This window comes from Phenylobacterium composti DSM 19425 (assembly GCF_059568645.1).
Genome location: NZ_JCANTT010000011.1, coordinates 553,092 through 576,370, shown reverse-complemented (window position 1 = coordinate 576,370; position 23,279 = coordinate 553,092). Strand labels below are relative to the sequence as shown.

At 70.1% G+C, this 23,279-nt stretch carries 24 protein-coding genes; 5 read left to right on the top strand and 19 right to left on the bottom strand.

The features are described 5' to 3' along the window. Nucleotides 1-24: 24 nt before the first annotated feature. The 3 genes from BO64_RS05780 to BO64_RS05770 all read right to left on the bottom strand — a co-directional run bounded on the left by BO64_RS05780 (nucleotide 25) and on the right by BO64_RS05770 (nucleotide 2,947). Nucleotides 25-1,338, bottom strand: coding sequence for a hypothetical protein (locus BO64_RS05780; protein WP_496402321.1), 1,314 nt, complete (start codon nucleotides 1,336-1,338; stop codon nucleotides 25-27). 178 nt (nucleotides 1,339-1,516) lie between these two features. Continuing rightward, on the bottom strand, nucleotides 1,517-1,975 hold the full coding sequence (locus tag BO64_RS05775; protein WP_496402320.1) for an NfeD family protein: 459 nt from the start codon (nucleotides 1,973-1,975) through the stop codon (nucleotides 1,517-1,519). A 3-nt stretch (nucleotides 1,976-1,978) separates the two neighbouring features. Continuing rightward, nucleotides 1,979-2,947 (bottom strand): SPFH domain-containing protein, encoded by a 969-nt coding sequence (locus BO64_RS05770; RefSeq protein ID WP_496402319.1) that lies wholly within the window; start codon nucleotides 2,945-2,947, stop codon nucleotides 1,979-1,981. Nucleotides 2,948-3,059: 112 nt separating this feature from the next. Here BO64_RS05770 and BO64_RS05765 point away from each other — a divergent pair, with 112 nt between their 5' ends. Further along, nucleotides 3,060-3,632 carry a type III secretion system chaperone family protein gene (locus tag BO64_RS05765; RefSeq protein WP_496402318.1) on the top strand — a complete coding sequence of 191 codons (573 nt, stop codon included), beginning with the start codon at nucleotides 3,060-3,062 and terminating at the stop codon, nucleotides 3,630-3,632. Nucleotides 3,633-3,637: 5 nt separating this feature from the next. Here BO64_RS05765 and BO64_RS05760 read toward each other — a convergent pair whose 3' ends face one another. The 5 genes from BO64_RS05760 to BO64_RS05740 all read right to left on the bottom strand — a co-directional run bounded on the left by BO64_RS05760 (nucleotide 3,638) and on the right by BO64_RS05740 (nucleotide 8,796). Beyond that, on the bottom strand, nucleotides 3,638-4,621 hold the full coding sequence (locus BO64_RS05760) for an NAD(P)H-dependent flavin oxidoreductase (protein WP_496402317.1): 984 nt from the start codon (nucleotides 4,619-4,621) through the stop codon (nucleotides 3,638-3,640). A 187-nt stretch (nucleotides 4,622-4,808) separates the two neighbouring features. Further along, nucleotides 4,809-5,606, bottom strand: a complete 798-nt coding sequence (locus tag BO64_RS05755; RefSeq protein ID WP_496402316.1) for a 3-hydroxybutyrate dehydrogenase — start codon at nucleotides 5,604-5,606, stop codon at nucleotides 4,809-4,811. A gap of 1 nt (nucleotide 5,607) precedes the next feature. Next, on the bottom strand, nucleotides 5,608-6,408 hold the full coding sequence (gene yaaA, locus BO64_RS05750; RefSeq protein WP_496402315.1) for a peroxide stress protein YaaA: 801 nt from the start codon (nucleotides 6,406-6,408) through the stop codon (nucleotides 5,608-5,610). A gap of 44 nt (nucleotides 6,409-6,452) precedes the next feature. Next, nucleotides 6,453-7,862, bottom strand: a complete 1,410-nt coding sequence (locus BO64_RS05745; RefSeq protein WP_496402314.1) for an FAD-binding oxidoreductase — start codon at nucleotides 7,860-7,862, stop codon at nucleotides 6,453-6,455. 13 nt (nucleotides 7,863-7,875) lie between these two features. After that, on the bottom strand, nucleotides 7,876-8,796 hold the full coding sequence (locus tag BO64_RS05740; RefSeq protein WP_496402313.1) for an L-threonylcarbamoyladenylate synthase: 921 nt from the start codon (nucleotides 8,794-8,796) through the stop codon (nucleotides 7,876-7,878). A 73-nt stretch (nucleotides 8,797-8,869) separates the two neighbouring features. On the opposite strand from BO64_RS05740, the gene BO64_RS05735 reads away from it, so the two are divergent. From BO64_RS05735 to BO64_RS05725, 3 genes are all read left to right on the top strand, one after another. Then, nucleotides 8,870-10,618: an acyl-CoA dehydrogenase family protein gene (locus BO64_RS05735; protein ID WP_496402312.1), complete on the top strand. Its 1,749-nt coding sequence runs from the start codon at nucleotides 8,870-8,872 to the stop codon at nucleotides 10,616-10,618. Between the two features lie 92 nt (nucleotides 10,619-10,710). Then, the gene (locus BO64_RS05730) at nucleotides 10,711-12,582 is read left to right on the top strand and encodes an ATP-binding protein (protein ID WP_496402311.1); all 1,872 of its coding nucleotides are present in this window, start codon (nucleotides 10,711-10,713) and stop codon (nucleotides 12,580-12,582) included. Nucleotides 12,583-12,636: 54 nt separating this feature from the next. Further along, nucleotides 12,637-13,206: a DNA-3-methyladenine glycosylase gene (locus BO64_RS05725; protein ID WP_496402310.1), complete on the top strand. Its 570-nt coding sequence runs from the start codon at nucleotides 12,637-12,639 to the stop codon at nucleotides 13,204-13,206. Nucleotides 13,207-13,216: 10 nt separating this feature from the next. Here the strand turns inward: BO64_RS05725 and BO64_RS05720 are convergent, their stop codons facing one another. Continuing rightward, on the bottom strand, nucleotides 13,217-13,699 hold the full coding sequence (locus BO64_RS05720) for a peroxiredoxin (protein ID WP_496402309.1): 483 nt from the start codon (nucleotides 13,697-13,699) through the stop codon (nucleotides 13,217-13,219). Nucleotides 13,700-13,781: 82 nt separating this feature from the next. Between BO64_RS05720 and BO64_RS05715 the strand changes: the two genes are divergently transcribed. Continuing rightward, complete coding sequence (locus BO64_RS05715) at nucleotides 13,782-14,345, top strand: YqgE/AlgH family protein (protein ID WP_496402308.1); 564 nt, start codon at nucleotides 13,782-13,784, stop codon at nucleotides 14,343-14,345. Nucleotides 14,346-14,366: 21 nt separating this feature from the next. On the opposite strand, the gene BO64_RS05710 is transcribed toward BO64_RS05715, so the two are convergent. From BO64_RS05710 to cyoE, 10 genes are all read right to left on the bottom strand, one after another. Next, nucleotides 14,367-16,025, bottom strand: coding sequence for a putative bifunctional diguanylate cyclase/phosphodiesterase (locus tag BO64_RS05710; protein WP_496402307.1), 1,659 nt, complete (start codon nucleotides 16,023-16,025; stop codon nucleotides 14,367-14,369). Nucleotides 16,026-16,058: 33 nt separating this feature from the next. Further along, nucleotides 16,059-16,670 carry a GNAT family N-acetyltransferase gene (locus BO64_RS05705; RefSeq protein ID WP_496402306.1) on the bottom strand — a complete coding sequence of 204 codons (612 nt, stop codon included), beginning with the start codon at nucleotides 16,668-16,670 and terminating at the stop codon, nucleotides 16,059-16,061. A 67-nt stretch (nucleotides 16,671-16,737) separates the two neighbouring features. Continuing rightward, on the bottom strand, nucleotides 16,738-18,024 hold the full coding sequence (locus BO64_RS05700) for a M16 family metallopeptidase (RefSeq protein WP_496402305.1): 1,287 nt from the start codon (nucleotides 18,022-18,024) through the stop codon (nucleotides 16,738-16,740). Next, nucleotides 17,999-19,387: a threonine synthase gene (gene thrC, locus BO64_RS05695; protein WP_496402304.1), complete on the bottom strand. Its 1,389-nt coding sequence runs from the start codon at nucleotides 19,385-19,387 to the stop codon at nucleotides 17,999-18,001. Before thrC ends, BO64_RS05700 begins: the two co-directional genes overlap by 26 nt. After that, nucleotides 19,387-20,115 (bottom strand): SURF1 family protein, encoded by a 729-nt coding sequence (locus tag BO64_RS05690; protein WP_496402303.1) that lies wholly within the window; start codon nucleotides 20,113-20,115, stop codon nucleotides 19,387-19,389. Before BO64_RS05690 ends, thrC begins: the two co-directional genes overlap by 1 nt. After that, nucleotides 20,108-20,464 (bottom strand): DUF983 domain-containing protein, encoded by a 357-nt coding sequence (locus BO64_RS05685; protein WP_496402302.1) that lies wholly within the window; start codon nucleotides 20,462-20,464, stop codon nucleotides 20,108-20,110. The genes BO64_RS05690 and BO64_RS05685 overlap by 8 nt, the downstream gene beginning before the upstream one ends. Before the next feature lie 7 nt (nucleotides 20,465-20,471). After that, nucleotides 20,472-21,341: a cytochrome c oxidase subunit 3 gene (locus BO64_RS05680; protein ID WP_496402301.1), complete on the bottom strand. Its 870-nt coding sequence runs from the start codon at nucleotides 21,339-21,341 to the stop codon at nucleotides 20,472-20,474. A gap of 202 nt (nucleotides 21,342-21,543) precedes the next feature. Next, nucleotides 21,544-22,149 (bottom strand): cytochrome c oxidase assembly protein, encoded by a 606-nt coding sequence (locus BO64_RS05675; protein WP_496402300.1) that lies wholly within the window; start codon nucleotides 22,147-22,149, stop codon nucleotides 21,544-21,546. Then, complete coding sequence (locus tag BO64_RS05670; RefSeq protein WP_496402299.1) at nucleotides 22,127-22,279, bottom strand: cytochrome c oxidase system small membrane protein; 153 nt, start codon at nucleotides 22,277-22,279, stop codon at nucleotides 22,127-22,129. Before BO64_RS05670 ends, BO64_RS05675 begins: the two co-directional genes overlap by 23 nt. Beyond that, nucleotides 22,280-23,248, bottom strand: coding sequence for a heme o synthase (gene cyoE / locus BO64_RS05665; RefSeq protein ID WP_496402298.1), 969 nt, complete (start codon nucleotides 23,246-23,248; stop codon nucleotides 22,280-22,282). Between the last annotated feature and the right edge of the window lie 31 nt (nucleotides 23,249-23,279).

Sequence of the window (23,279 nt, the reverse complement as noted above, 5' to 3'; positions counted from 1 at the left end):
TCGTCTTTCAGACTGCCGGAAGCCTTAGGTGTTGCCCTTCAGCTTGCAGGTGCCGGCGAAGGCGCAACCCAGGGCGCCCACGGCGGTGACCTTCGGGGTCGACTGGTACTCGATCACATAGCCCTTCAGGCCGTCGGCGCAGGCGACTTCCACATAGGTGGTGCCCTTGTCGCTACGACCCACGACGCGCGATTCCGACACGTCGCAGGAGTTGAAGTTGAACTTCTTCAGGTCGGCCGTGAGGTTGGCGTAGCCGTTGTCATTCGACAGGCTGCACTTGTAGCCGGCCACCGGCGCGCGACCGCAGTCCAGCACCTGGCTGCCCGCGCCCGAAGCCTTGAACAGGCCGATGGCGCCCGTGCCGTCCTTGCAGACCAGCTCGACGTTCTCTTCACCCGGCTTCGGCGGGAACAGCGCGTAGCGCTCGACTTCGCAGTTCGAGCCCGCGGCCTTGGCCAGCTTGGTGTAGAGGGCCGCCTGCTCGGTCTGGGCCTGGCGGGCGTCGGTCAGGGTGCAGCCGCCCAGCAGGTGGGAGGCCTTGGCGCAGTCGACGGTCTCGGAGAGCTGGCCGTTGGCCACCTTGTAGATGTAGCCCTTACCGTCCTCGCAGGCGGCTTCGTAGTACTGCGAGTTGTCCTTGGCGGCGCCCAGGAAGCGGCGGTCCTTCACCGTGCAGCCATTGTTGGCGGCGGCGGCGTAGCGGTCCACGACGGCCAGGCGGGAGGCCTTGTCGGTCAGGGTGCATTTGATGTTGGTGTCGGCGTCGTCATAGAGCAGGCAGCTCTGGGCCTGGGCCGGCTTGGACGCATCGAACGGCGCGCTGGCCATCAGGATGTAGCCCTCGCCGCCTTGGCAAGCGACTTCCAGGTAGGTGTTGGTCTTGGTCTGGCCGATGCCGCGGGCCTGTTCAGGCAGGCACTGCACGCCGGCGGCCTGGAACACCGGGGCGAGCGCCGCCTTCGGATCGGCGTTGCCCGGCAGCAGGCACGGAGCCGACGGTTGCTGGCCCGGAGCCGGCGGCGTGTTGGCCTCGACGCAGCTGAAGACGGTCGGCGTCCCTTCGGCCGGGGCCTGCAGGACATAGCCCATCTGGCCGGCGGCGCAGGCGACCTCGTAGTACGAAGTCTTGCTCTTCTTATCCTCGCCGATCTTGCGGGCGTCGGACACCTGGCAGGGCAGGCCCGCCGCCGTCACCACCGCGGGGGCTTCCGCCATGCCGCTCTTGCGCGCGGCGGCCGGGATGTCGGCCGCTTTCTTGCCTTGCGACACGGCCGCGGCGGGCACGAGAACCAGCGCCGCCAGCGCCGCCGCGAGCCCGATAGCCTTGGGCGTCTTCACCTGAGCTTCTCCTGGGATTCCTTAAGGGGTGGTCTTGTTTGGGCCGCACATAAGCGCTGCATAACCCGCGGGGTCAAGCTGCCCCCTCTACAGGGCGCAAGTATGGCGCCGCGCGCCGACAGCGCCTCGACCAGCGGCGACGATCGCCCGCGAGAACAGCAACCCGCGTTACCTGAACTCAGCCTGGACGGACGGTCAGCCGCACGCCGGAAATGCCGGTCACCTCAACCCGCGCCCCGGCTTCGAGCACGGCGTCCACCTCCAGTTCCGCGGGCCATTCCTTGCCGTCGATCAGCACCCGGCCGGACCGCCCCTCGAAGGGGCGCACCGCCGAAGCCGAGCGCCCCACGAGCCGCTCCACATTGTCGTTGATGTCCCCGCCGCCGGCGAGCACCGAACGGGGCAGGTAGCGCCGAGCGAGCAGGGTCGATGCGATGGTCAGGACCGCGAACACGACCAGCGCCGTGGGGAAGGAAATGTCCCCCAGGAGCGTGGCCAGGGCCACCGCTCCGGCGGAAGCGGAGGCCCAGAGCAACCAGCCCGAGCCGGTCATGATCTCGATGGCGATCAGGGCCGCGCCCAGAGCCCCCCACAGCCAGAAGGGCTGGGCGGCATAGAGGTCGGCGAGCGTCTGCATGGCTCAGGCTCCGGTGGTCGGCACGGCCCCGCGGCCGCGCGACGCCGGACGCGGGGGGCTCGGATCGTCAGCGCTGATAGCCTTCACCAGTTCGCCGATGCCGCCCACCGAGCCCACGAGGGCGCTCATCTCGGCCGGGACAATGACCGTCTTCTGCTGCGGGCTGCTGGCCAGCTGGGCGAAAGCCTCCACGTACTTTTGGGCGACGAAGTAGTTGATGGCGTTCACGTCGCCACGGGCGATGGCGCTGGAGACCAGCTCGGTGGCCTTGGCCTCGGCCTCGGCCTCGCGCTCCCGGGCCTCGGCGTCGCGGAAGGCGGCCTCACGGCGGCCCTCGGCTTCCAGGATCGCCGCCTGCTTGGCGCCCTCAGCCCGGGCGATGGCGGCGGATTTTTCGCCGTCCGCCTCGGTGATCACGGCCCGCCGTTCGCGCTCGGCCTTCATCTGGCGGGCCATGGCGGCGGTGATGTCCGGCGGCGGCTGCAGGTCCTTGATCTCGATCCGCGCCACCTTCACGCCCCAGGGCCCGGTGGCCTCGTCGATGACGTTGAGCAGGCGGGTGTTGATGGCGTCGCGCTGAGAGAGGACCTCGTCCAACTCCATGGAGCCCACCACCGTCCGCAGGTTGGTCATGGCCAGCTGCTGGATAGCGTAGTTCAGGTTGTCGACCCGATAGGCCGCCGCCGCGGCGTCCATCACCTGGATGAAGACGATGCCGTCCACCTGCACCACGGCGTTGTCGCGGGTGATCACCTCCTGGCGCGGCACGTCCAGGACCTGCTCCATCATGTTCACCCGCCGGCCGATGCCTTCGACGAAGGGGGTGAGGAAGCTGATGCCTGGCTTCAGCGTGCGGGTGTACCGGCCGAACCGCTCCACCGTGTATTCGCGCCCCTGGGGCACGATCTTGATGGTGTTGAAGGCCACGACGACGGCCAGGAACAGAAAGACGGCTGCGACTGCCAGATCCATGCGGACCTCCCCTATCGAGAGACGAGCTTATCGGCGCCGCCCAACCTGCGCCACGGAAACCGCCGAAGACCCGGCCTCGCGCGGAGGCGGCGCGTCTGCTAGCGCATGGATCATGACCCGCAGCTTCCTTCAGCCGACCGCCGTGACTGTCTCACTGGCCACAGCGCTGGCCCTGGCGCTCGTCGCCCCCGCGGGCGCCCAGACCCCCAAGGCTTCGCCTGCGCCCAAGGCGGCTCCGTCGAAGCCTGCCGGAACTGGCGGCTACGACGCCACCAACCCGCAAGCCCTCTCCGGCCTGCTCACCAGCGCCGGGGCCACCGTCGCGGCCACGCGCCGCGAAGGGGACAGCGTGTTCCTGTCGATCACCTCGCCGGCCGCGAACTTTTCGGTGCAGTTCGCCGGCTGTAACGCGAATGGCCGCGCCTGCCAGGCGGTGCTGTTCGACAGCCTCGTGAACCTCGGCAAGCCGACGCTCGCCCAGATCAACGACTTCAACCAGACCTCGGTGGCCTGCCGGATGCATCAGGACCGGCAGGGAAGGCCGCACGTCACCTACGCCGCCCTGCTGCTGGGCTCGGACACCGAGGCCAGCGGCCAGACCCATCTGGCGGCCTGGCAGGGATGCCTGGCGGACGCCGCCATCTTCTCCCGCGATCCGACGGGCTATCTCGCCATTGCGCCCTGAAGGGCTCAGGCCGGCGCCAAGGCCCGGCCACGGATGGCGGCCACGCGGTCGATGGCCGCCTCGGCCTCGGCCATGATCGCCTCGACAATCTCGCCCGCCGGGCGAACGTCGCGCACGCCGCCCGCCGACTGGCCCATGGCGAAGCAGGAGCGGTCGGCGTCGAGGCCCTCGATCTGGCCGCCGATGCCGCCCATGACGCCGTTCTGGTACGAGATCATGGCCTGGGCCGGGAACGGCTGGATGTCGGCCGGGCGGCTTTCCCAGTCCTCGACGTAAGCGTTCTTCTTCACCCGCATCGGCTTGCCCGAGTAGCAGCGGGTGCGGATGGTGTCCTCGTCCGAGGCGGCGACGATGGTCTGCCGGTACATGTCGCCGGCGTGAGCCTCCTTCGAGGCGATGAAGCGCGTGCCCATCCAGACGCCCACCGCCCCAAGGCTCAGGGCCGCGGCCAGGCCCCGGCCGTCATAAAGCCCGCCGGCGGCGACCACCGGGATCTTAACCGCCTCCACCGCCTGGGCGACCAGGGGCATGGTGCCCACGAGGCCGGTGTGGCCGCCGCCCTCGCCGCCCTGGCAGATCACCGCGTCACAGCCGGCCTGCTCGGCCTTCACCGCGTGCTTCACGGCCCCGCAGACCACCATGACCTTGAGGCCGGCCTTCTTCAGCTTCTCAAGGATCGGCATGGGCACGCCGAGGCCGGCGACGAAGGACGAGGCGCCCTCCTCGATGATCACGTCCACCGAGGCGGTGAGGCTCTCGGGGCTGGCGGCCAGCAGGTCGACGCCGAAGGGGCCGTCGGTGAGCTTGCGCACCTGGCGCATCTGGTTGCGGATGAAATCGGGATCCTTGCCGGCCATGCCCAGCACCCCGTAGCCGCCGGCGTTGGTGACCGCCGCCGCCAGTTCCGCGTAGGAGACGCCGCCCATCCCGGCCAGCATGACCGGATGGCGAACGCCCAGCAGGTCACAGAGCGGCGTATGCAGGGTCATGACGTCCTCCCGTTCTCGATCTTGGAGGGAAAGGATGGCGCCGCGGAATCGGCTTGGAAACCGTGACGCGAGGTCAGTTGCGGGCGGAAACCAGGGACGCCCGGACAACGGCCGGATGATGGGAAGCTCGGTCAGTTCGGCGGCGGCAAAGTCCAGGAAGGCGCGCACACGCGGCCACAGGCCTGCGTCAGGCGGCGGTCCAGCCGCCGTCGGCGGTGAAGGCCGCGCCGGTGGTGGAGGCTCCGAGGTCCGAGACCAGATAGAGCAGCATCCCGGCCAGGTGCTCGTACTCGACGAAGGCCTTGTTGGGCTGGGCCGCAAGAATGACATCCTCGACCACCCGTTCCCGGGCGATGCCCCGGGCCTTGGCCTGGTCGTCGATCTGGGCCTCCACCAGCGGCGTCTTCACATAGCCGGGGCAGATGGCGTTCACGGTGACGCCGCTGCGGGCCAGTTCCAGGGCGCAGGACTTGGTGAAGCCCACGATGCCGTGCTTGGCGGCCACATAGGCGGCCTTGAACGGCGAGGCGACGAGGCCGTGGGCCGAGGCCACATTGACGATCCGCCCGCGCCCAGCAGCCTTCATCAGCGGGATCGCCGCCTTGGTGGCGTGGAAGGCCGAGGTCAGGTTGATGGCGATGATCTGGTCCCACTTCGCCTCGGGGAACTCGTCCACCGGGGCGACGTGCTGGACGCCGGCGTTGTTCACCAGGATGTCGAGCCGTCCGAACTGCCCCTTGGCGAAGGCGATAAGGTCGCGGATCTCCCCGGGCTTGGTCATGTCGGCGCCGTGGTAGAGCACCGTCGCCCCCGTGGCCTCGGCGATGCGGGCCCGGTCCGCTTCGATCTGGTCGACGTCCCCGAAGCCGTTGAGCACCACATTGACGCCCTGCGCGGCGAGCGCCCCGGCCAGGGCCTGGCCGATGCCGCTGGTGGAGCCGGTGACCACGGCCGCCTGGCCTTCGAGGTGGTAGTCCACCGCCATGTCAGTCCTCCTTGGCGCGGGTCTTGGACGGCGGCGGAGGCTGCGGCCGAACGAAGGTGAACTCCTCGTCCGTGGAAAGCTCGGGCGCAAGGCGGTAGCCAGCCACGTCGAAGCCCCTCAAGTCTGTGGCGCGTTCGATCCGGTTGTCGATGGCGTAGCGCGCCATCAGCCCCCGGGCCTTCTTGGCGTAGAAGGAAATGATCCGGCGCTCGCCGTCCTTCTCCTCAAGGAAACGGCACGACACCACCGGCAGCTTGAGCGCCGCCCGGTCGACGGCGCCGAAATATTCCCCGCTGGCGCAGTTCACCAGGGTCGGGTCCTTGTGGCCCACCGCTGCGGCATTGAGGGCCTGGCTGAGCCGGTCGCCCCAGAAGTCGTAAAGGCTGGCGCCGCGCGGGGTCTTCAGCCGCGTGCCCATCTCCAGGCGATAGGGCTGGATGGCATCGAGCGGACGCAGCACGCCGTAAAGGCCGGACAGGATGCGGATGTGATCCTGCGCCCAGGCCAGGGCCTTCCTGTCCAGCTCCCTGGCCTTCAGCCCGACATAGACGTCGCCGTTGAAAGCGAAGGCCGCCTGCAGTCCCTCTTCGGAGGCCGGATCGAAGGCCTGGAAGCGCTCGCGGTTCAGCTTGGCGAGATTGTCGGACAGCGACATCAGCCGCTTGAGGTCGGCGGCGGTCAGCTTGCGCGTGACCTCCGCGAGCTCCGCCATGTCCTCGGTGAGCTGCGGGGCGGTGAGCGGGGCGGAAACCGGCGGCTGGGTGAAATCGAGCGCCTTGGCCGGGGAAAGGACGATCAGCATTTGCCGGCCGTCTTAAGCAGCGCCGTTCACAGCGCCAACCCCGCCTAGAACAGCACCCGCGGATTGAGGATGCGGTGCGGATCGAGCGCACGGCGAATGGCCTGCATCGCCTGAACTTCGGTCGCCGACTTGTAGCGGGCGCCCTCGGCGGTCTTCATCACCCCCAGGCCGTGCTCGGCGCTGATTGAACCGCCGAGCCGCGCGGCGATGTCATGGACCATCCGCGAGCCGTCATCCCGCCGCGCGATGTGCTCGGCGTCCGGCCCGTCCGCAGGACGCAGCACGTCGTAGTGGATATTGCCGTCGCCCACATGGCCGAAGGCGACCACCCGGCTGCCGGGCGCGAAGGCGCGGACGGCGGCGTCGGCCTGTTCGATGAAGGCGGGCACCTGGCTCACCGGCACGGCGATGTCGTGCTTCCACACGGCCCCCTCGGGCTTCTGGGCGGCCGACTGGTTCTCACGGACCGCCCAGAACGCCTTCGCCTGGCCTTCCGTCTGCGCGACCACGGCGTCACGCACGAGGCCCGCCTCAAGGCCGCCTTCCAGGAAGCGCTCCATGGCCCGCTCGGCCGCCCCCTCCTCGGCCGTGGCGAACTCGGCGAGGACGTACCAGGGGTGCGGATCAGCCAGCGGGTCGCGCGTGCCCGGAATGTTGCGGATGGCGAGCTCGACGTTCAGTCGCCGCATCAGTTCGAAGGCCTCGACGGCGCCGCCGGAAACCTCCTTGGCCCGGGCCAGAAGTTCGATGGCGGCCGTGGGCGAGCCCAGGCCCAGGATGGCGACGGCTCGGCTCGCCAGCACGGGATGCAGCTTGAGCCCCGCCGCCGTGACGACGCCCAGGGTGCCCTCGGCCCCGATCAGCAGCTGCTTGAGATCGTAGCCGGTGTTGTCCTTGCGCAGGTGCTTGAGCCCGTTCCAGACCTCGCCATTCGGCAGCACCGCCTCCAGGCCGAGCACCAGGCTGCGGGTCATGCCGTAGCGCAGCACCTGGACGCCGCCGGCGTTGGTGGAGACAAAGCCGCCGACCGTGGCCGACCCCTCCGACGCCAGGCCCAGGGGAAAACGGCGCCGGGCCTCGGCGGCGGCGGCGTGGACCTCGGCCAGGGTGACGCCCGCCTCGGCGGTGATCACGTCGTCCAGCACCGAGACCTCGCGGATGGTCCGCATCCGCTCGGTGGACAGCAGCACCTCGCCCTGCGGGATCTGGCCGCCCACGAGGCCGGTGTTGCCCCCCTGGATGGTGATCGGCTGGCGCGCCTCGGCGCAGATCCCCACGACAGCGGCGACCTCGGCGGTGGTCCTGGGCAGGGCCAGGAACGGCGTCGTCCCCGACCAGCGGTCGCGCCATTCCACCAGCTTGGGGGCGATGCGCGCCGGATCCTCGCTCCAGCCGCCCTCGCCCAGCACGGCCTTGAGGCGGGAGATGACGTCGGCGGAGACAGCGTCGCTCATGGGCTTCAGCCTATCATCCCACAAAGCCGGCGGCGCGCTTGAGCCGGTCGTTGATGGCCTCGCCCAGCCCATCGTGCGGGATCGGCGCCACCGCGATGCCGGAAGCTCCCGAACGGTCGGCGGCGCGCAGGTGGGCGAAGAGGTTGGCCGCCGCCTCGGCGAGGTCGCGCCCCTCGCTGAGCTGGAACAGGCGCTCATGGGCGGCGGGACCAAAAGCCAGGAAGGCCTCGTCGGGACGGGGCGCTTCCACATCCAGGCGCACCGGGAGGTCTGGCGCATAGTGCCGGGCCAGGCGGCCGGGTGAGCGCCTTGCGTCGGCCTCCGCCTCGGCGAGCGGGCCGATCACCGCCTCGATCTCGGCCCGGGTCACGGCCCCCGGTCGCAGCAGTCGGGCTTCGTCCAGCAGCGCGACCACGGTGGACTCCAGCCCCACCGCGCAGGGCCCGCCGTCGAGGGCCGCCGCCGCCGCTGAACCGGTTTCCTCCACCGCCGCGGCGAAAGTCGTGGGGCTGGGACGCCCGGACCGGTTGGCGGACGGCGCGACCACCGGCCCGCCAAAGGCCGCGAGCAGCGCCTGCGCCGTCGGATGGCCCGGAACGCGCACGGCCACGGTGTCGAGGCCCGCCCGGGCGAGATCGCAAACGGCCTCGGCGTCGGCCACGGGCAGCACCAGGGTCAGCGGGCCCGGCCAGAAGCGGGCCGCCAGGGCCGTGGCCCGGTCGTCGAACCGGGCGATCCGCCGGGCCGCCGCCACGTCGGGCACATGGGCGATCAGCGGGTTGAAACTGGGCCGTCCCTTGGCGGCATAGACGGCGGCCACCGCGCGCGCGTTTCCGGCGTCGGCGGCTAGGCCATAGACCGTCTCGGTCGGCATCAGTACGAGCCCGCCCGCCTTCAGCGCCCGGGCCGCGGAAATGGGGTCGGCGGCATCCACGCAAGGGCGGTTACACGAGGGCTGACCCGCGCGGCAACTTTCGCGGGGGCCAGGACGGGCGTAGAAGCCGCCCATGACCTTCCGCGCCCCCGTCCGCGACCTCGCCTTCGCCCTCAAGACCGTCGGCCATTCCGATCTGGTCAAGCGCGCGTTTCCCGATCTCGACGCAGACACCGTCCAGGCCGTGCTGGAGGCCGCCGGGGCCTTCGCCGACAACGAACTCGCGCCCTTGAACCGCGTGGGCGACCAGCAGGGCGCCAAGTACGCCAACGGTTCGGTCACCGCCGCCCCCGGTTTCGCCGCCGCCTACAAGGCCTTCGCCGAACAGGGCTGGAATTCGCTGTCGGCCGAGACCGTGTTCGGCGGCCAGGGCCTGCCCAAGGCCATGGAACTGGCCGTCTTCGAGATGGTCCATGCGGCCAACATGGCCTTCGGCCTCTGCCCCATGCTGACCCAGGCGGCCATCGAAGCCCTGACCCTGCACGGCACGGAGAAGCAGAAGACCCTGGTGCTGCCCAAGCTGGTGTCCGGCGAATGGACCGGCGCCATGGTGCTCACCGAGCCGCAGGCTGGCACGGACCTCGGCGCCCTCACGGCACGCGCCGAGCCCGACGGCCAGGGCGGCTATCGCCTCTACGGCCAGAAGATCTTCATCACCTGGGGCGACCACGACGCCACCGACAACATCATTCATCTGGTCCTGGCCCGCACGCCCGACGCCCCGCCCGGTGTGAAGGGGATCAGCCTGTTCCTGACGTCGAAGTACGAACTGAAGGACGACGGCAGCCTCGGGGCGCGCAACGACTTCCGGCCGGCCTCCATCGAGCACAAGCTAGGCATCCACGGCTCGCCCACCTGCGTCATGCTGTACGAGGGCGCCAAGGCCGAGTCGGTGGGCGAGTTGGGCCAGGGCCTCGCCCACATGTTCGTCATGATGAACGCCGCCCGCCTGCAGGTGGGCGTCCAGGGCGTGGCCATTGCCGAGCGGGCGTTCCAGCAGGCCCTGGCGTTCAGCCTCGAACGCAAGCAGGGCCGCGCGGTATGGTCGGGCGAATATCCAGCGCCGATCTACGGCCACCCGGACGTGCGCCGCACCCTCACCCTCGTCAAGGCCAAGATCGACGCCGCCCGGGGCATCTGCCTGACCACCGGCGTGCTGGCGGACCTGGCGCGGCTGGCCGACAGCGAGGACGAGCGCGCCGCCGCCAAGGCCCGGCAGGAACTGCTCACCCCCATCGCCAAGGCCTGGTCCACCGACCTTGGCGTCGAGGCCGCGTCCGCCGGCGTGCAGGTGCATGGCGGCATGGGCTTCATTGAGGAGACCGGCGCGGCCCAGCACTATCGCGACGCCCGCATCGCCCCGATCTACGAGGGCACCAACGGCGTCCAGGCCGCCGACCTCGTGGGCCGGAAGGTCCGCGCCAACGGCGGCGAGACGATGCGCGGGCTGTGCGCCGAAATGGTCCTTACCGCCCAGGCCCTGGCCGATGCGCCCGGCCTGGCGTCGGTGGGAGAGCGCCTGGCGCAGGGCGTCGCCGCGCTTGAGCGCGCCACCGACTGGCTGATCTCAGCCGACAACGCCGCGGCCCTCGCCGCCTCCGTTCCCTATCTCAAACTGTCAGGCGACGTCATCGGCGGCTGGATTCTGGGACGCCAGGCGATGGCCGCCGCCGGTTCGGACGAGCCATGGCTGAAGGCCAAGGCCGCCCTCGCCCGCCTCTACGCCGCCCAGGTGCTCAGCACCGCACCCGGGCTGGCCGACGGCCTCTCCGAGGGCTGGGACGGACTGGAACACATCCCGGCGGAGGCTCTCGCCGGTTAGCCGATGCGGCCTTATGTCGGGGACCCGACTTTGTTTTTCTAAGCTTTACCATTTGCCCCGCATGTCGCCTTGGGGACTACGGGGCGGGTTAGATGGCCATTACCAAGGAGCGGCTCGACCAGCTGGGCCTGGGCGAAGAGACGTTCAGCGCATATCAACTCACGCTCCTTGGGCTGACCTTCCCGCTCTGGGCGCATCTGGTCTTCAACGCCCTCGGCGCCACGGCCGCCTACCTCCTGGGGCATCCGAAGATCGCCGTGACTATGTTCGTGACCTGCACGGTCATGGACGTCGCCATGCAGATCATCGTTCGGCGCTGGCTAGCCACGAGCGCGGACGGCGATGACGAGCGTGGCTTCCGCAAGCTGGCGGTGCTGTGCGCGATCCGGGCGACGGTCTACCTCGCCCCGACCGCGGCCATGGTGGTCAACGGCGCCGAAGCCGAGATCGCCTACTTCGCCACCCAGGCCTGTCTGTTCGTGGCCGTGGCCATGGGCGCCGGCTCCCTGCGGCCGCTGATCTTCTGGGCCCTGTCGGCGCCGCTGCTGCTGCTGGCGGTGGGCATGGCCGCCACCCAGTTGAAGCCCAGCAACGGTGGCGCCGTGCTGATCGGCTGCTTCGGCCTGATTACCACCATGGTGCTGATCTCGCGCGGGACCTTCCGGGCGATCATGACCTGGCACGCCGCCTTCAACGCCAACCTCGCCCTGATGCGCGACCTTGAGGCGGCCCGCGATCAGGCGATCGCCGAACGCGCCGCCGCCGACCGCGCCCGCGAGGAAGCCCGCCGCGCCAACCGCGCCAAGTCCGCCTTCCTGGCCACCATGAGCCATGAGATCCGCGCGCCCATGAACGGCGTCCTGGGCATGGCCCAGCTTCTCAAGCGCGACGAGACCGACCCGATCCAGATGGAGCGGCTCAGCACCCTCATCGACAGCGGCGAGTATCTGCTTTCGATCCTCAACGACATTCTCGACGTCTCGAAGATCGACGCCGGCCGGCTGGAGATCGTGCCCCGGCCCGAGGACCTGCGGCGGCTGCTGGACCGGTTGATCGACTTCTGGGGCGGCCGGGCCGACGAAAAGGGCGTGGCCCTCCGGCTGACCGTGGCCGACGACGTCCCGGATTTCGTGCTGGCCGACGCCCTGCGCCTGCGCCAGGTGCTGTTCAACCTCGTCGGCAACGCCCTGAAGTTCACCGAGGCCGGCGCCGTGGACGTCATCGTCGGCGCCCGCCCCCGGGAGGACGGCCGGGTGCTCGTCCGTTTCTCGGTGCAGGACACCGGTCCCGGCATCGCTCCCCAGCACCTGCCCATGCTGTTCGACCGCTTCTCCCAGGGCGAGGAGGCCGAGGCGCGCAAGTTCGGTGGGACCGGGCTGGGCCTCGCCATCGTCAAGCAACTCACCGAGCTGATGGACGGCCAGGTGTCGGTGGAGAGCGAACTCGGCAAGGGCTCGACCTTCCACGTGGATATCCCCCTGGCCCTGGCCAGCAGCGCTGCCGCATCCAGACCGGAGAGCGCGCCCGAAGCCGAGCCGGCGGTCCTGCCAGGGCTCGAGGACCTGCGGGTCCTGGCGGTGGACGACAACGCCGTGAACCTCCTGGTGCTCGACCAGATGCTCAGCGCCTTCGGGGCGATGGTGGTCAAGGCGGCCAGCGGCGCCGAAGCCCTCGAACTGCTGGCGGGCCAGTCCTTCGACCTCGTGCTGATGGACATCCAGATGCCCGGCATGAGCGGGCTTGAGGCCTTGCAGCGCCTGCGCGAGACGCCTGTCCCCAACCGCGAGGCGCCGGTGGTGGCCCTGACCGCCGACGTGACCTCGGGCGGCCGCGAGCGCTACCTGGGCCTCGGCTTCACCGAACACGCCGCCAAGCCGATCCAGGCGCCCGACCTGCTCGCGGCGATCACCCGCGCCCTGGACGCCTCAGCCGCCGCTCCCGAGGACCGGCCGGAAGTAGCGTGAGCCTTACCCACCTGCCCTCTGGCCCCGCTCGGCCCCACCCGGCATGTTCGCCCCGTGACCGCTCTTTTCGACCCGACCTTCTGGCTGCGCGACCCGGTGGCCGTGGCCCGCGACCTCATCGGCTGGGAGTTGCTGGTGAACGGCGTCGGCGGCCGGATCGTCGAGACTGAGGCCTACCACCAGGAGGATCCGGCCTCGCACAGCTTCTCGGGCCCCACCCCGCGCAACCGAGTGATGTTCGGCCCGCCGGCCCACGTCTATGTCTACCGCAGCTACGGCGTCCACTGGTGCATGAACCTGGTGTGCGGTCCCGAGGGCGACGGAGCGGCCGTGCTGATCCGCGCCCTGCAGCCGACCCACGGCCTCGAGATCATGGCCGAGCGCCGCGGACTGGCCGATCCGCGGGGCCTTTGCTCAGGGCCCGGCAAGCTTTGCCAGGCCCTGGCCGTCACCCGCGAGCACGACGGCCTCAGCGCCGCCGACGCCCCGTTCGAGCTGCGTCCGGGCCATGCGACGGGGATCATCTCTGGCCCCCGCATCGGGATCACCAAGGCCGCGGAAAAGCCCTGGCGGTTCGGCGAGGCGGGCTCGCCCTATGTGAGCCGCCCCTTTCCGAAGGCCTAGCGCCGACGTCCTAGAGCTGGGCCAGCAGGTAGTCGGCCGAGGAGACCTTGAACTCGCCGGGCTGCTCCACATTGAGCTGCTTCACCACGCCGTCCTCGACGATCATGGAGTAGCGCTGGGAGCGCGAGCCCATGCCGAACTTCGAGCCGTCGAAGTCGAGGCCCAGGGCCTTGGCGAAGGCGCCGTTGCCGTCAGCCAGCATGACGATGTCGTCGCCCACCGCCTGATCTTCGGCCCAGGCGCGCATGACGAAGGCGTCGTTCACCGAGGTGCAGGCGATCAGGTCGACGCCCTTGGCCTTCAGGTTCGCGGCTTCCTGCTTGAAACCCGGCAGGTGCTTGGCCGAGCAGGTGGGCGTGAAGGCGCCCGGCACCGCGAACAGCGCCACCTTACGGCCTTTGAAGAACTCGTCCGTGGAGACCGGCTTGGGCCCCTCGGCCGTCGCCTGGGTCAGGGTCAGGCTGGGCAGCTTGTCGCCAACTTGAATGGTCATGAGCGTCTCCTGATGTCCGTTGCCTTCCGCTCTAACCGAACCTCCTTGAAAGCGCCACGAAGACGCTCGACATTGTCACCTGATGGAAAGCGGCTTCTTGTCCGGCCAGCTCCTGATCGCCATGCCCGGGATCTCGGACCCACGGTTCGAGCGCACGGTCATCCTCGTCTGCGCCCACGATTCACAGCATGCGATGGGCTTGGCCCTGAACCACCCCGTCCAGGGACTCACCGTTCCCGACCTGCTTGAGCGCCTGGAAATCCGCTCGACGATCAAGCTGCCGCCCGACCTCGTTCGGGTGGGCGGGCCCCTGGAGCGCGAGCGCGGCTTCGTCCTGCACACCGACGACTACAAGGGCGAGTTCAGCCTGGAGGTCGGCGCCGGCGTCGGCCTCACGGCCACCCGGGAGGTGCTGGAGGCCATGGCCTCGGCCGAAGGCCAGCCCCGCCGCGCCCTCCTGGCGCTGGGCTACGCCGGCTGGGGCGCCGGCCAGCTCGAGCACGAGATCCGCGAGAACGTCTGGCTGACCTGCGAGGCCGACGAGGCCCTGATCTTTGACGACGACTACGCTACCAAGTGGTCCCGGGCCCTGGCCAAGCTGGGCATCGACCCCAAGTTCCTTGGCGCCGAGGCGGGCCGGGCGTAGGCGGACCGGCCTTTTTCGGGCCTAGCCCCGCGCCTTCAGCGGCGCGGCGCCGTCCACATAGCTCTCGTTGAGATAGACCTCGGCCTCCTGGGCCGAGAGGGCCGGCGCATAGCCGAAGCCCTGGCCGTAGTCGCAGCCCAGGGCCAGGAGGTTGCGCGCCATGCCAGCGTTCTCGACGCCCTCGGCCACCACCTCCATGGACAGGTCCTGGCCCAGCTTGACCACGGACGAGACGATCTTCGTCGAGCCCTCGTTGGTGGCCATGGTGCGCACGAAGTAGCGGTCGATCTTCAGGGTGTCGAACGGCAGGCGCGTCAGATAGCTGAGCGAGGAGAAGCCGGTCCCGAAGTCGTCCAGCGCCAGGGCCGCCCCGGCGGCGCGCAGGCTGTGCAGGGTGACCGCAGCGCGTTCGGGATCGCGCATGACGTCGCTTTCCGTAACCTCCAGCTTGAGCGCGCCCTCCGGCAGGCCGGTCTCGCGGCGGATGGAGATGACGTCGGCCACGAGGCCAGGGCGGTCGATTTCGCCGGTGGAAAGGTTCACCGCCACCGACAGCTCGCCGGCGGCGCGGTGCCGCTGGCGCCAGATGGCCAGCTGGCGGGCCGCCTCGCGCATCATCATGGCGCCGATCTCGCTCATGATGCCCATCTCGTCGCAGAGCGGCAGAAACTGTTCAGGCATCAGCAGCCCGCGGCGCGGGTGCCGCCAGCGGACCAGGGCCTCGAACCCCGACAGCGCCCCGGTCGAGAGCCGCACGATCGGCTGGTAGAACGGCATCAGTTCGCCGCGGCTCAGAGCGCCCTTCAGATCGCCTTCCAGGGCGAGGCGCGACAGGCCGTCGGTCTCGAGCGAGCGGCCATAGGCGGCCGCCCCGCCGCGGCCGTGGCTGCGAGCCGATTCCACCGCCAGTTCGGCCCGGCGCAGCAGCTCAGTCGCCTCGGGGGCGTCCTCGCCGCCGTTCGCTTCCACGGCGCCGATGGAGAGGGTCGGGTGGATGTCGAAGCCGGCCACCCGCAGGGGCAGCTCCAGGGCCCGGCGCAGGGCCTCAGGCCCCGGCGACTCCGCCTTCGGGCAGAGGGCGGCGAACTCGTCCTCGCCGATGCGGCCCAGCAGGGCGCCGGGCGGAAAGGCCGCGGCTAGGCGCGAGCCCAGGGCGGCCAGCACCAGGTCTGCGCGCTCATGGCCCAGGGCTTCGTTCAGGCGCCGCAGACGGTCGAGATCGGCGACGATCAGCTCATGGCCGCCCGGCGTCTGCAGGCGCTCGCGGGCGCGGGCGATGAAGCTGCGCCGGTCGAGCAGGCCGGTGAGCGTATCCTGGTCCGAGGCGGCGAACTTGATCTCTGGGGCGATGACGCCGGCGGCGCGCAGGCCTTCCTCGAGCCACACCCCGCGCCAGCTGCAGACCCCGCCGCCGCGCATCCGCAGGCGCACCGCCACCTCGCCGCCCGGCGGCTGGACGCGCAGGATCTCCTCGGCCTGGGCCCGGTCCTGCGGGAGGGCGAGCGCCCTGAGCGCGGCGGAGGAACAGTCGGGCGCCAGGGGCCCGAGGCCCAGGGCGCGCGTGCCGCCGGTCAGGCGCAGGCGGTCCTTCTCAGGCTCCCAGACCCAGAGCGCGACGTCGGCCGCGCCCAACGCTTCGAGCGTGGCCGTGGCGTCCCACATCCAGCGGTCGTTCGACATCTACTCTTGGCCGCGCCCAACCCGGCGTCGGCTTCAGACCGACACCCCCTCGTCCGTGCCGTCGTCCCCGGCATAGGGACTGGTGCGGCCGAACAGGACATGATCGCGCCAGGCGCCGTTAATTTTGAGATAAGCCCTGGCGAAGCCCTCCTCGACGAACCCGGCCTTGCCGAGCAGGTCGCGGGAGGGGCGGTTCTCGGGAATGCAGGCCGCCTCCAGGCGGTGCAGCCGCAGAGTGCGGAAGGCGAATTCGCTGAGCGCTTTCACCGCGGCGAGGGTGAGGCCCTGACGGGTGTAGGGCCGGCCGCACCAGTAGCCCACCGAGCCCATCTGGGCGACGCCGCGGCGGACGTTTGACAGGGTGATCCCGCCCGTGAGGGCGTCGTCCGAGGCCCGGAAGATGAAGAACGGATAGGCCGCCCCCGCCTCGCGGTCGCGGGCATAGGCGAGCAGCCGACGGCGGAAGGCCGCGCGGGACAGGTCGTCCGCCGGCCAGGTCGGCTCCCACGGCTGCAGGAAGGCGCGGCTGACGGCCCGCAGCTCACGCCACTCGGCATAGTCCGAGGCCCGCGGCGGACGGAGCCACACGCGCTCGCCCTCCAGGCGGAGGCCGCTTTCCGGGGCGATCCAGTCCAGCAACGCCATGACGGGAGACTCGCCTATTTCCCCGGGGCCGGGCAAGCCCCGCGGCAGGCTCCGGAACGTCGCAGCGTCAGCCCTGCACGAGGCGCTGGAAGACCTCCGCCGACTTCAGGGCCGCCTTGGGACCGAGGACCGCCACCGCTGCCTTCTTCTCCCCCAGGATGCGGCTGGTCAGGGCGGCCAGGCGCTCGGGCGTCACCGCATCGACATCGGCGGCCACCGCATCGGGATCAAGGGTGCGGCCGAACAGCAGCACCTGCCCGGCGGCCTGTTCGGCCCGCGCCAGGGCCGACTCCCGCCCCATGAACATGGAGCCCTTGAGCTGCGCCTTGGCCCGGGCCAGCTCGGCTTCGGGCACGGGTTTGGCGAGGGCGGCGATCTCGCCGACGGTCACCTGCGCGAGCTCGGCTGCATCCTCGGCCGCGCAGCCAGCGAAGACGCCCAGCACGCCGGTGTCGGCATAGGTCTCGGAATAGGCGTCGATGGCGTAGGCGAGCCCCCGCTTCTCCCGGGCCTCCTGGAACAGGCGCGAGGCCATCCCCCCGCCCAGGATCTCCGCCAGCAGGCGCAGGGCGAAATAGTCGGGATCGTGGACGCCCACCGCCGGCAGCAGCAGCACCACATTGGCCTGTTCCAGGCGCTTGGCCACGGTCCGCACACCGCCGGTGAAGATCGCCGGCGGAGGCGCGGCCAGGCCTTCGCCGCCCGCCCCGCCGAAGTCGCGCTCAGCCAGGGCCAGCAGTTGGTCCTCGTCCACCGCCCCGGCGGCGCTGACCACCAGCGTGGGGGCGGCGTAGAGCGCCGCGCGCCAGGCGCCCAGGCTCTCGGGCGTGGCGGCGCCGATGGAGGCCGGGGTGCCGAGGATGGGCCGCCCCAGGGGCTGATCGGCGAAAGCCGCCTCCTGGGCGAGTTCGAACACCAGATCGTCAGGCGTATCGGCGACCTCGGCGATCTCCTGGCCCACCACCTGCTTTTCCCGGGCGAGGTCCGCAGCGTCCATGGTCGGGCGCAGGACGAGGTCGGCGACCACGGCCGACCCCAGGTCCAGGCCGTCTTTCAAAGCCCGCACCTGGAAACTGGTGCGCTCATAGCCGGTGGCGGCGTTGATGTGCCCGCCCTCGGCCTCGATCACCTCGACGATGTCGCGGGCCGAGCGGCCGCCAGCCCCCTTGAAGACCATGTGCTCCAGGAGGTGTGACCAGCCCGAGCGGGCTTCGTCCTCGAAGCGGGCGCCGCGGCCGGCGACGACCGACAGGGCCACCGTCTGCCAGCCGGGCAGCGGATCGCAGACGACCCGGACGCCGTTGGGAAGGTGATGGACGCGCGGGGCGTCAGGCTTCGGCGAAGGCGCGGACATAGGCCTTGATGGCGTCGGCCTCGGCGGGCAACCGCTCGAACCGTTCCGGCCGGTCGGCCAGGTTGGTCACGCCGCGCGGCAGGGCGGGGGTCACGCCGCAGGCCTTGGTCACATCCTCGGGGAACTTGGCCGCGTGGGCGGTGGAGAGCACCACGACCGGGCCCGGAATTTCCACATGACGCAGGGCCGCAACGCCGACGGCGGTGTGCGGGTCGATCAGTTCGCCCGTCCCATCGAGGGTGGAGACGATGGTGCTGACGGTCTCGTCCTCGCCGATGGCGACGCCGCGGAACAGCTCGCGCATGGCGGCGAAGGCCGCGGGCGGGATGTCCAGGGCCCCGGTCTCGCTGAAGGCCTGGAAGGCGCGCGCCGTCTCGACCGGCTGCCGGTCCACCGTCTCGAAATAGAGACGCTCGAAGTTCGAGGCCGACTGGATGTCCATGGCCGGCGATATGGTGGCCTGGACCGCGCCGCGCACGTAGCGGCCTGTCTCGAAGGCCCGGGCCAGGATGTCGTTGGAATTGGTGGCGGCCACGATCCGCGACACCGGCAGGCCCATCTTGAGGGCCACATAGCCGGCGAAGGCGTCGCCAAAGTTGCCCGACGGGACGCAGAAACTCACCGGCCGGTGCGGCGCCCCCAGCGCCACGGCGGTGGTGAAGTAATAGACCGCCTGGGCGGCGATGCGGGCGAAGTTGATGGAGTTGACGCCCGACAGGTCCACGGCCTGGCGCAGGGCCTGATCCTGGAACGCCTGCTTCACGATCGCCTGGCAATCATCGAAGGTGCCCGAGACGGCGACGCAGGCGACATTGTCCTCGGTGGCCGTGGTCATGAACCGGCGCTGCACCTCGGAGATGCGGCCTTCCGGGAAGAGCGCGACGATCTTCACGTTCTTGCGGCCGCGGAACGCCTCCACCGCCGCCCCGCCGGTGTCCCCCGAGGTGGCGCAGAGGATGGTCTGGGTGCGGTTCTGGGCGCCCAGCAGATAGTCGTACAGCCGGGCCAGGATCTGCATGGCCACGTCCTTGAAGGCCAGGGACGGACCGTGGAACAGCTCAGCCAGATGCGTCTCCGGCCCCAGCTGGACCAGGGGCACGACGGCCGCGTGGTGGAAGGTGGCGTAGGCCTCCTCGCACATCCGCCGCATGTCCTCGGCCGGGATTTCGTCCCCGGCGAAGGCGCCGATCACCGCGGCCGCCACCTCGGCATAGGGACGGCCGGCGAAGCCCGCGATCGTCTCGCGCGAGAACGTCGGCCACGCTTCGGGAATGTAGAGACCGCCGTCGGGCGCGAGGCCGGACAGCACGGCGTCGGTGAAACCGACCGCAGGGGACTGCCCGCGGGTCGAGACGTAGCGCATCAACTCTTCCGCCTTTTCAGGAGCATGGCGGCATAGACGCCCGCCAGGGCGGCGGCAAGGCCGTACCAGGTCACGGCGTACTCGAGATGCCGGTTTGAGATGTCGGCCGGGACCGGTGCGGGCGTGAGCGCCGGCCACTCTGGATTGGTGGCGGTCTCGGCCATGAGGAAGATCGGGGCGGGAGCCTCGGCGCCGAGGGCGCCGGCCATGCCGGCCGGATCGCGGGCGAACCAGCGGCCATCGCGGTTGGGCGGGGAGAAGGCGCTGGGCGCATCGGGGCTGCGCAGGACGCCGGTCAGGATCAGGGGCGCGTCGGAGGGGCCGGACGGGGGCCGGTCGGCGACGGTGTCGGGAATGAAGCCGCGGTCCACCAGGATCGCCCTGTAGGGCCCCGCGTCCACCGGGCAGGCCGAGATCAGGCGCACGCCCGCCTGACCCTCGCGGAGGCCGTACAGCTCCACATAGGGCGCCGCGGCCAGGCCCGCGCAGCTGAGCGTGACGCGGGTGAAGTCGACGTCGTCGCCGGCGGCGAGTCGCTCGAGCACCGGCCCGAGGGGCTCGGCCGGCGCGGCCTGCAGGGCCTCCAGGCGGTCAAGCAGATCGCGTTTCCAGGCCAGGCGCTGGACCTGCCAGGTCCCGAGGGCCAGCAGGACGACCATGGCGATCGCCGTGGCGACCGTCAGCCCAATGGGGAAGCCCTTCGCCGCGGCGGCGGGGCGATTAGTCATGGCGCGCTTCGCTGGCCTTGTTCACGAACTGGGCCGCCAGCATCACGCCCTTCATGGGGCGCAGCAAGCCGAGACACACGACGGCCGCGAGCGGCAGGAAAACCACCAGGTGCACCCAAACCGGCGGGCTGTAGGCGACCTCGGTGAACAGGGCCGCGAAGGCCACGAGGAAGCCGGCGATCAGGATGACGAAAACGGCCGGCCCGTCTCCGGAGTCGGCCGCTTTCAGGTCCTGGCCGCAGGCCGCGCACTGGGGCGCGACCCGCAGGAAGCCTTGGAAGAGCGGACCCCTGCCGCAGTTGGGGCAGCGACCCGCCGCCCCGGCCAGCAGGGACCGAACCTTGCTCAACGGATCCTCAGTGCGCGGGGCCGCCGAAGATCACGTAGATGAAGGCGAAGAGGAACAGCCAGACCACGTCCACGAAGTGCCAGTACCAGGCGGCCGCTTCGAAGCCGAAGTGCTGCTTCGGCGTCATCTCGCCCTTCATGATCCGGATCAGGCAAACCAGGAGGAAGATGGTGCCGACCAGAACGTGGAAGCCGTGGAAGCCGGTGGCCATGAAGAAGGCCGAACCGTACAGGCCCGAGTTCGCCGCTTCTTCCGAGAAGAAGTACTGGTGCGACAGGATGTGGTGGTACTCGTAGGCCTGCACCGCGGTGAAGATCGCGCCGAGGATCACGGTCAGGATCAGGCCGTACTTGGCGCCCTTGCGGTCGCCCTGCTGCAGCGCGTGGTGAGCCCAGGTGACCGTGGTGCCCGAGAGCAGCAGGATCAGGGTGTTGACCAGCGGCAGTTCCCAGGCGGTCACGGTCTCGACGCCTTGCGGCGGCCAGGTGGCCCAGGCGGCGCGGACTTCCTCGATGGACGACGCGGTCCGGACCTCGTGGAAGAGGGCCATCTCGAAGAACATCCAGAACCAGGCCACGAAGAACATCACCTCGGAGGCGATGAACAGCATCATGCCGTAGCGCAGGCCGAGGGAGACGACGGGCGTGTGGTCGCCGGCGTTGCCTTCCTTGATGACATCGCGCCACCAGCCAAACATCGTGTAGAGCACGCCGGCCAGGCCCACGGCGAACAGCCACCAGGTGCCCTCGGGAAGGCCGAACAGGCCCTTCATCCACACGACGCCGCCGAGCGCCATGACCATGGCGGACAGCGAGCCGGTCATGGGCCAGGGGCTCGGATTGACCAGGTGATAGTCGTGTTTGACGCCTTCGGCCATGTCGGTCCTACACCCCTCGACAAGTCTCTGCAGCCGCCGGCGCACGCCCCCATAGGAGTCGCACGGCGGAAAGTCGCGGACGCTATAGCCTTGCGCCTGCCCTTCCGCCAAGGGGGAAAGGCGAGGGAAAGCCTTCTGCGCGCACGCGGTCGCGCCCGGGCCCGCGTGCGCGGCGGCGAGCCGCCGCCTCAAGCCTCTCGGATTACCCCTGTCCGGCCGCCTTGGCCGCCTTAGAATGGACGTTCGCCTGCTCAGGCTCGGGCGCCGAGGTCGAGCGGAAGAAGGTGTACGACAAGGTCACCTCCTGCTTGCCCCGGGTCTCGAAGTCGGACGCGAACTTGGGATCGATGAAATAGAGCACTGGCATGTCCACCGTCTCGCCGGGGCCCACCGTCTGATCCTCGAAGCAGAAGCAGTCGAGCTTCTGGAAATAGGCCCCCGCCTGCTGCGGCACGACGTTGAACACCGCCCGGCCGGTGATCGGCTGGTCCGAGGTGTTGGTCACCTGGAAGAAGGCGACCTTGGTCTCGCCGATCTTCACCTCCTGGGCCGTCTGCTTGGCGCGGAAGGTCCAGGGCAGGTCGCGCACATTGGCGTCGAAGCGGACGGTGAGCGTGCGGTCCAGCACCACGTCCGAAGCGATCTCGGCCTTGCGCGCCGTGCCGTCGAAGCCGGTCAGCTCGCAGAAGGCGCGATAGAGCGGCACCGAGGCGAAGGCCAGGCCCACCATCCCCGCGAACACCGCCGCGCAGATCAGGCCGATCCGCCGATTGCGGCGCGCCGTGTCAGAAGGGGCGTTCGAGGACATTGCCGCCGAGCCGGACGATCGTGACCACGAAGACCAGGATGACGAACAGGATCAGGCCGAGGGCCAGGGCGATGTTGCGGCCGCGCCGCGCCTTGGCCTCGACCTCGCTCTCACGGGAGGGATCGCTCATCTACAGGAGCTCCAGGGGTTTGAGGCCCGCCAGGTGTTCCCCCAGCAGGGTCGCGAACAGGAGGGCCAGGTAGAGGATGGAGAAGGCGAAGAGATTGCGCGCATCGAGGGCGCCTGCCCGCACGTCGTACAGGCCGTCGTCATTGCGCGGGTCCGCCGCCTCGCCTGCCTTGGACCGGTAGAGCCGCCAGGCCAGCAGCAGGAAGACGAGACCGCCCAGGAACGACACGGCCAGATAGGCCAGGCCGCCCAGGCCAGTAAACGCGGGCGCCACGCAGATCGGCACGAGCAGCAGGCTGTAGATCCAGATCTGGCGGCGGGTGGAGGCGGGGCCGCGCACCACCGGCATCATTGGCACTCCGGCCTTGGCGTAATCCTCGGAGGTGTAGAGCGACAGCGCCCAGAAGTGCGGCGGCGTCCACATGAAGATGATCAGGCAGAGCAGCCAGGCGTTCAGGGGTGCGGCGCCGTCCGCCGCGGCCCAGCCGATCACCGGGGGCAGCGCCCCGGCCAGCCCGCCGATGACGATGTTCTGGGCCGTCCAGCGCTTGAGCCACATGGTGTAGATGACGGCGTAGAAGATGATGGTGAAGGCGAGCAGGCCGGCCGCCAGCCAGTTCAGCGCCATGCCCATAAGCATCACCGAGAACATCGACAGCACCACGCCGAGGGCCGCTGCGTCCGAAGGCTGAATCTTGCCGGCCGGCACCGGGCGGCCGCGTGTGCGCCGCATCTTGGCGTCAATGTCGGCGTCCCACCACATGTTGAGCGCCCCCGAGGCGCCCGCGCCGACCGCGATGCAGAGCACGGCCACCGCGCCCAGCACGGGATGGATCGGCGTCGGGGCGCACACCAGCCCGGTCAGGGCGGTGAACACCACCAGCGACATCACGCGGGGCTTCAGGAGCTGGAGGAAGTCCTGCCAGCGGGCGGGAGCCTTCGACGGGGTCAGGGCCTCAAGCATGGCCATGCGTATACTCTTAAATGCGGGAAGGGCGCGC

Excerpts from the sequence above, each read along its gene's own strand:
- BO64_RS05775 (WP_496402320.1), bottom strand. The coding sequence starts at position 1,975 with ATGCAGACGCTCGCCGACCTCTATGCCGCCCAGCCCTTCTGGCTGTGG.
- BO64_RS05755 (WP_496402316.1), bottom strand. The coding sequence starts at position 5,606 with ATGGCGGTGGACTACCACCTCGAAGGCCAGGCGGCCGTGGTCACCGGC.
- BO64_RS05720 (WP_496402309.1), bottom strand. The coding sequence starts at position 13,699 with ATGACCATTCAAGTTGGCGACAAGCTGCCCAGCCTGACCCTGACCCAG.
- BO64_RS05675 (WP_496402300.1), bottom strand. The coding sequence starts at position 22,149 with ATGTCCTCGAACGCCCCTTCTGACACGGCGCGCCGCAATCGGCGGATC.
- BO64_RS05670 (WP_496402299.1), bottom strand. The coding sequence starts at position 22,279 with ATGAGCGATCCCTCCCGTGAGAGCGAGGTCGAGGCCAAGGCGCGGCGC.
- BO64_RS05770 (WP_496402319.1), bottom strand. The coding sequence starts at position 2,947 with ATGGATCTGGCAGTCGCAGCCGTCTTTCTGTTCCTGGCCGTCGTCGTG.
- BO64_RS05735 (WP_496402312.1), top strand. The coding sequence starts at position 8,870 with ATGACCTTCCGCGCCCCCGTCCGCGACCTCGCCTTCGCCCTCAAGACC.
- yaaA (WP_496402315.1), bottom strand. The coding sequence starts at position 6,408 with ATGCTGATCGTCCTTTCCCCGGCCAAGGCGCTCGATTTCACCCAGCCG.
- BO64_RS05680 (WP_496402301.1), bottom strand. The coding sequence starts at position 21,341 with ATGGCCGAAGGCGTCAAACACGACTATCACCTGGTCAATCCGAGCCCC.
- BO64_RS05765 (WP_496402318.1), top strand. The coding sequence starts at position 3,060 with ATGACCCGCAGCTTCCTTCAGCCGACCGCCGTGACTGTCTCACTGGCC.
- BO64_RS05715 (WP_496402308.1), top strand. The coding sequence starts at position 13,782 with ATGGAAAGCGGCTTCTTGTCCGGCCAGCTCCTGATCGCCATGCCCGGG.
- BO64_RS05745 (WP_496402314.1), bottom strand. The coding sequence starts at position 7,862 with ATGAGCGACGCTGTCTCCGCCGACGTCATCTCCCGCCTCAAGGCCGTG.
- BO64_RS05705 (WP_496402306.1), bottom strand. The coding sequence starts at position 16,670 with ATGGCGTTGCTGGACTGGATCGCCCCGGAAAGCGGCCTCCGCCTGGAG.
- BO64_RS05760 (WP_496402317.1), bottom strand. The coding sequence starts at position 4,621 with ATGACCCTGCATACGCCGCTCTGTGACCTGCTGGGCGTTCGCCATCCG.
- BO64_RS05690 (WP_496402303.1), bottom strand. The coding sequence starts at position 20,115 with ATGACTAATCGCCCCGCCGCCGCGGCGAAGGGCTTCCCCATTGGGCTG.
- cyoE (WP_496402298.1), bottom strand. The coding sequence starts at position 23,248 with ATGGCCATGCTTGAGGCCCTGACCCCGTCGAAGGCTCCCGCCCGCTGG.
- BO64_RS05730 (WP_496402311.1), top strand. The coding sequence starts at position 10,711 with ATGGCCATTACCAAGGAGCGGCTCGACCAGCTGGGCCTGGGCGAAGAG.
- BO64_RS05710 (WP_496402307.1), bottom strand. The coding sequence starts at position 16,025 with ATGTCGAACGACCGCTGGATGTGGGACGCCACGGCCACGCTCGAAGCG.
- BO64_RS05700 (WP_496402305.1), bottom strand. The coding sequence starts at position 18,024 with ATGTCCGCGCCTTCGCCGAAGCCTGACGCCCCGCGCGTCCATCACCTT.
- thrC (WP_496402304.1), bottom strand. The coding sequence starts at position 19,387 with ATGCGCTACGTCTCGACCCGCGGGCAGTCCCCTGCGGTCGGTTTCACC.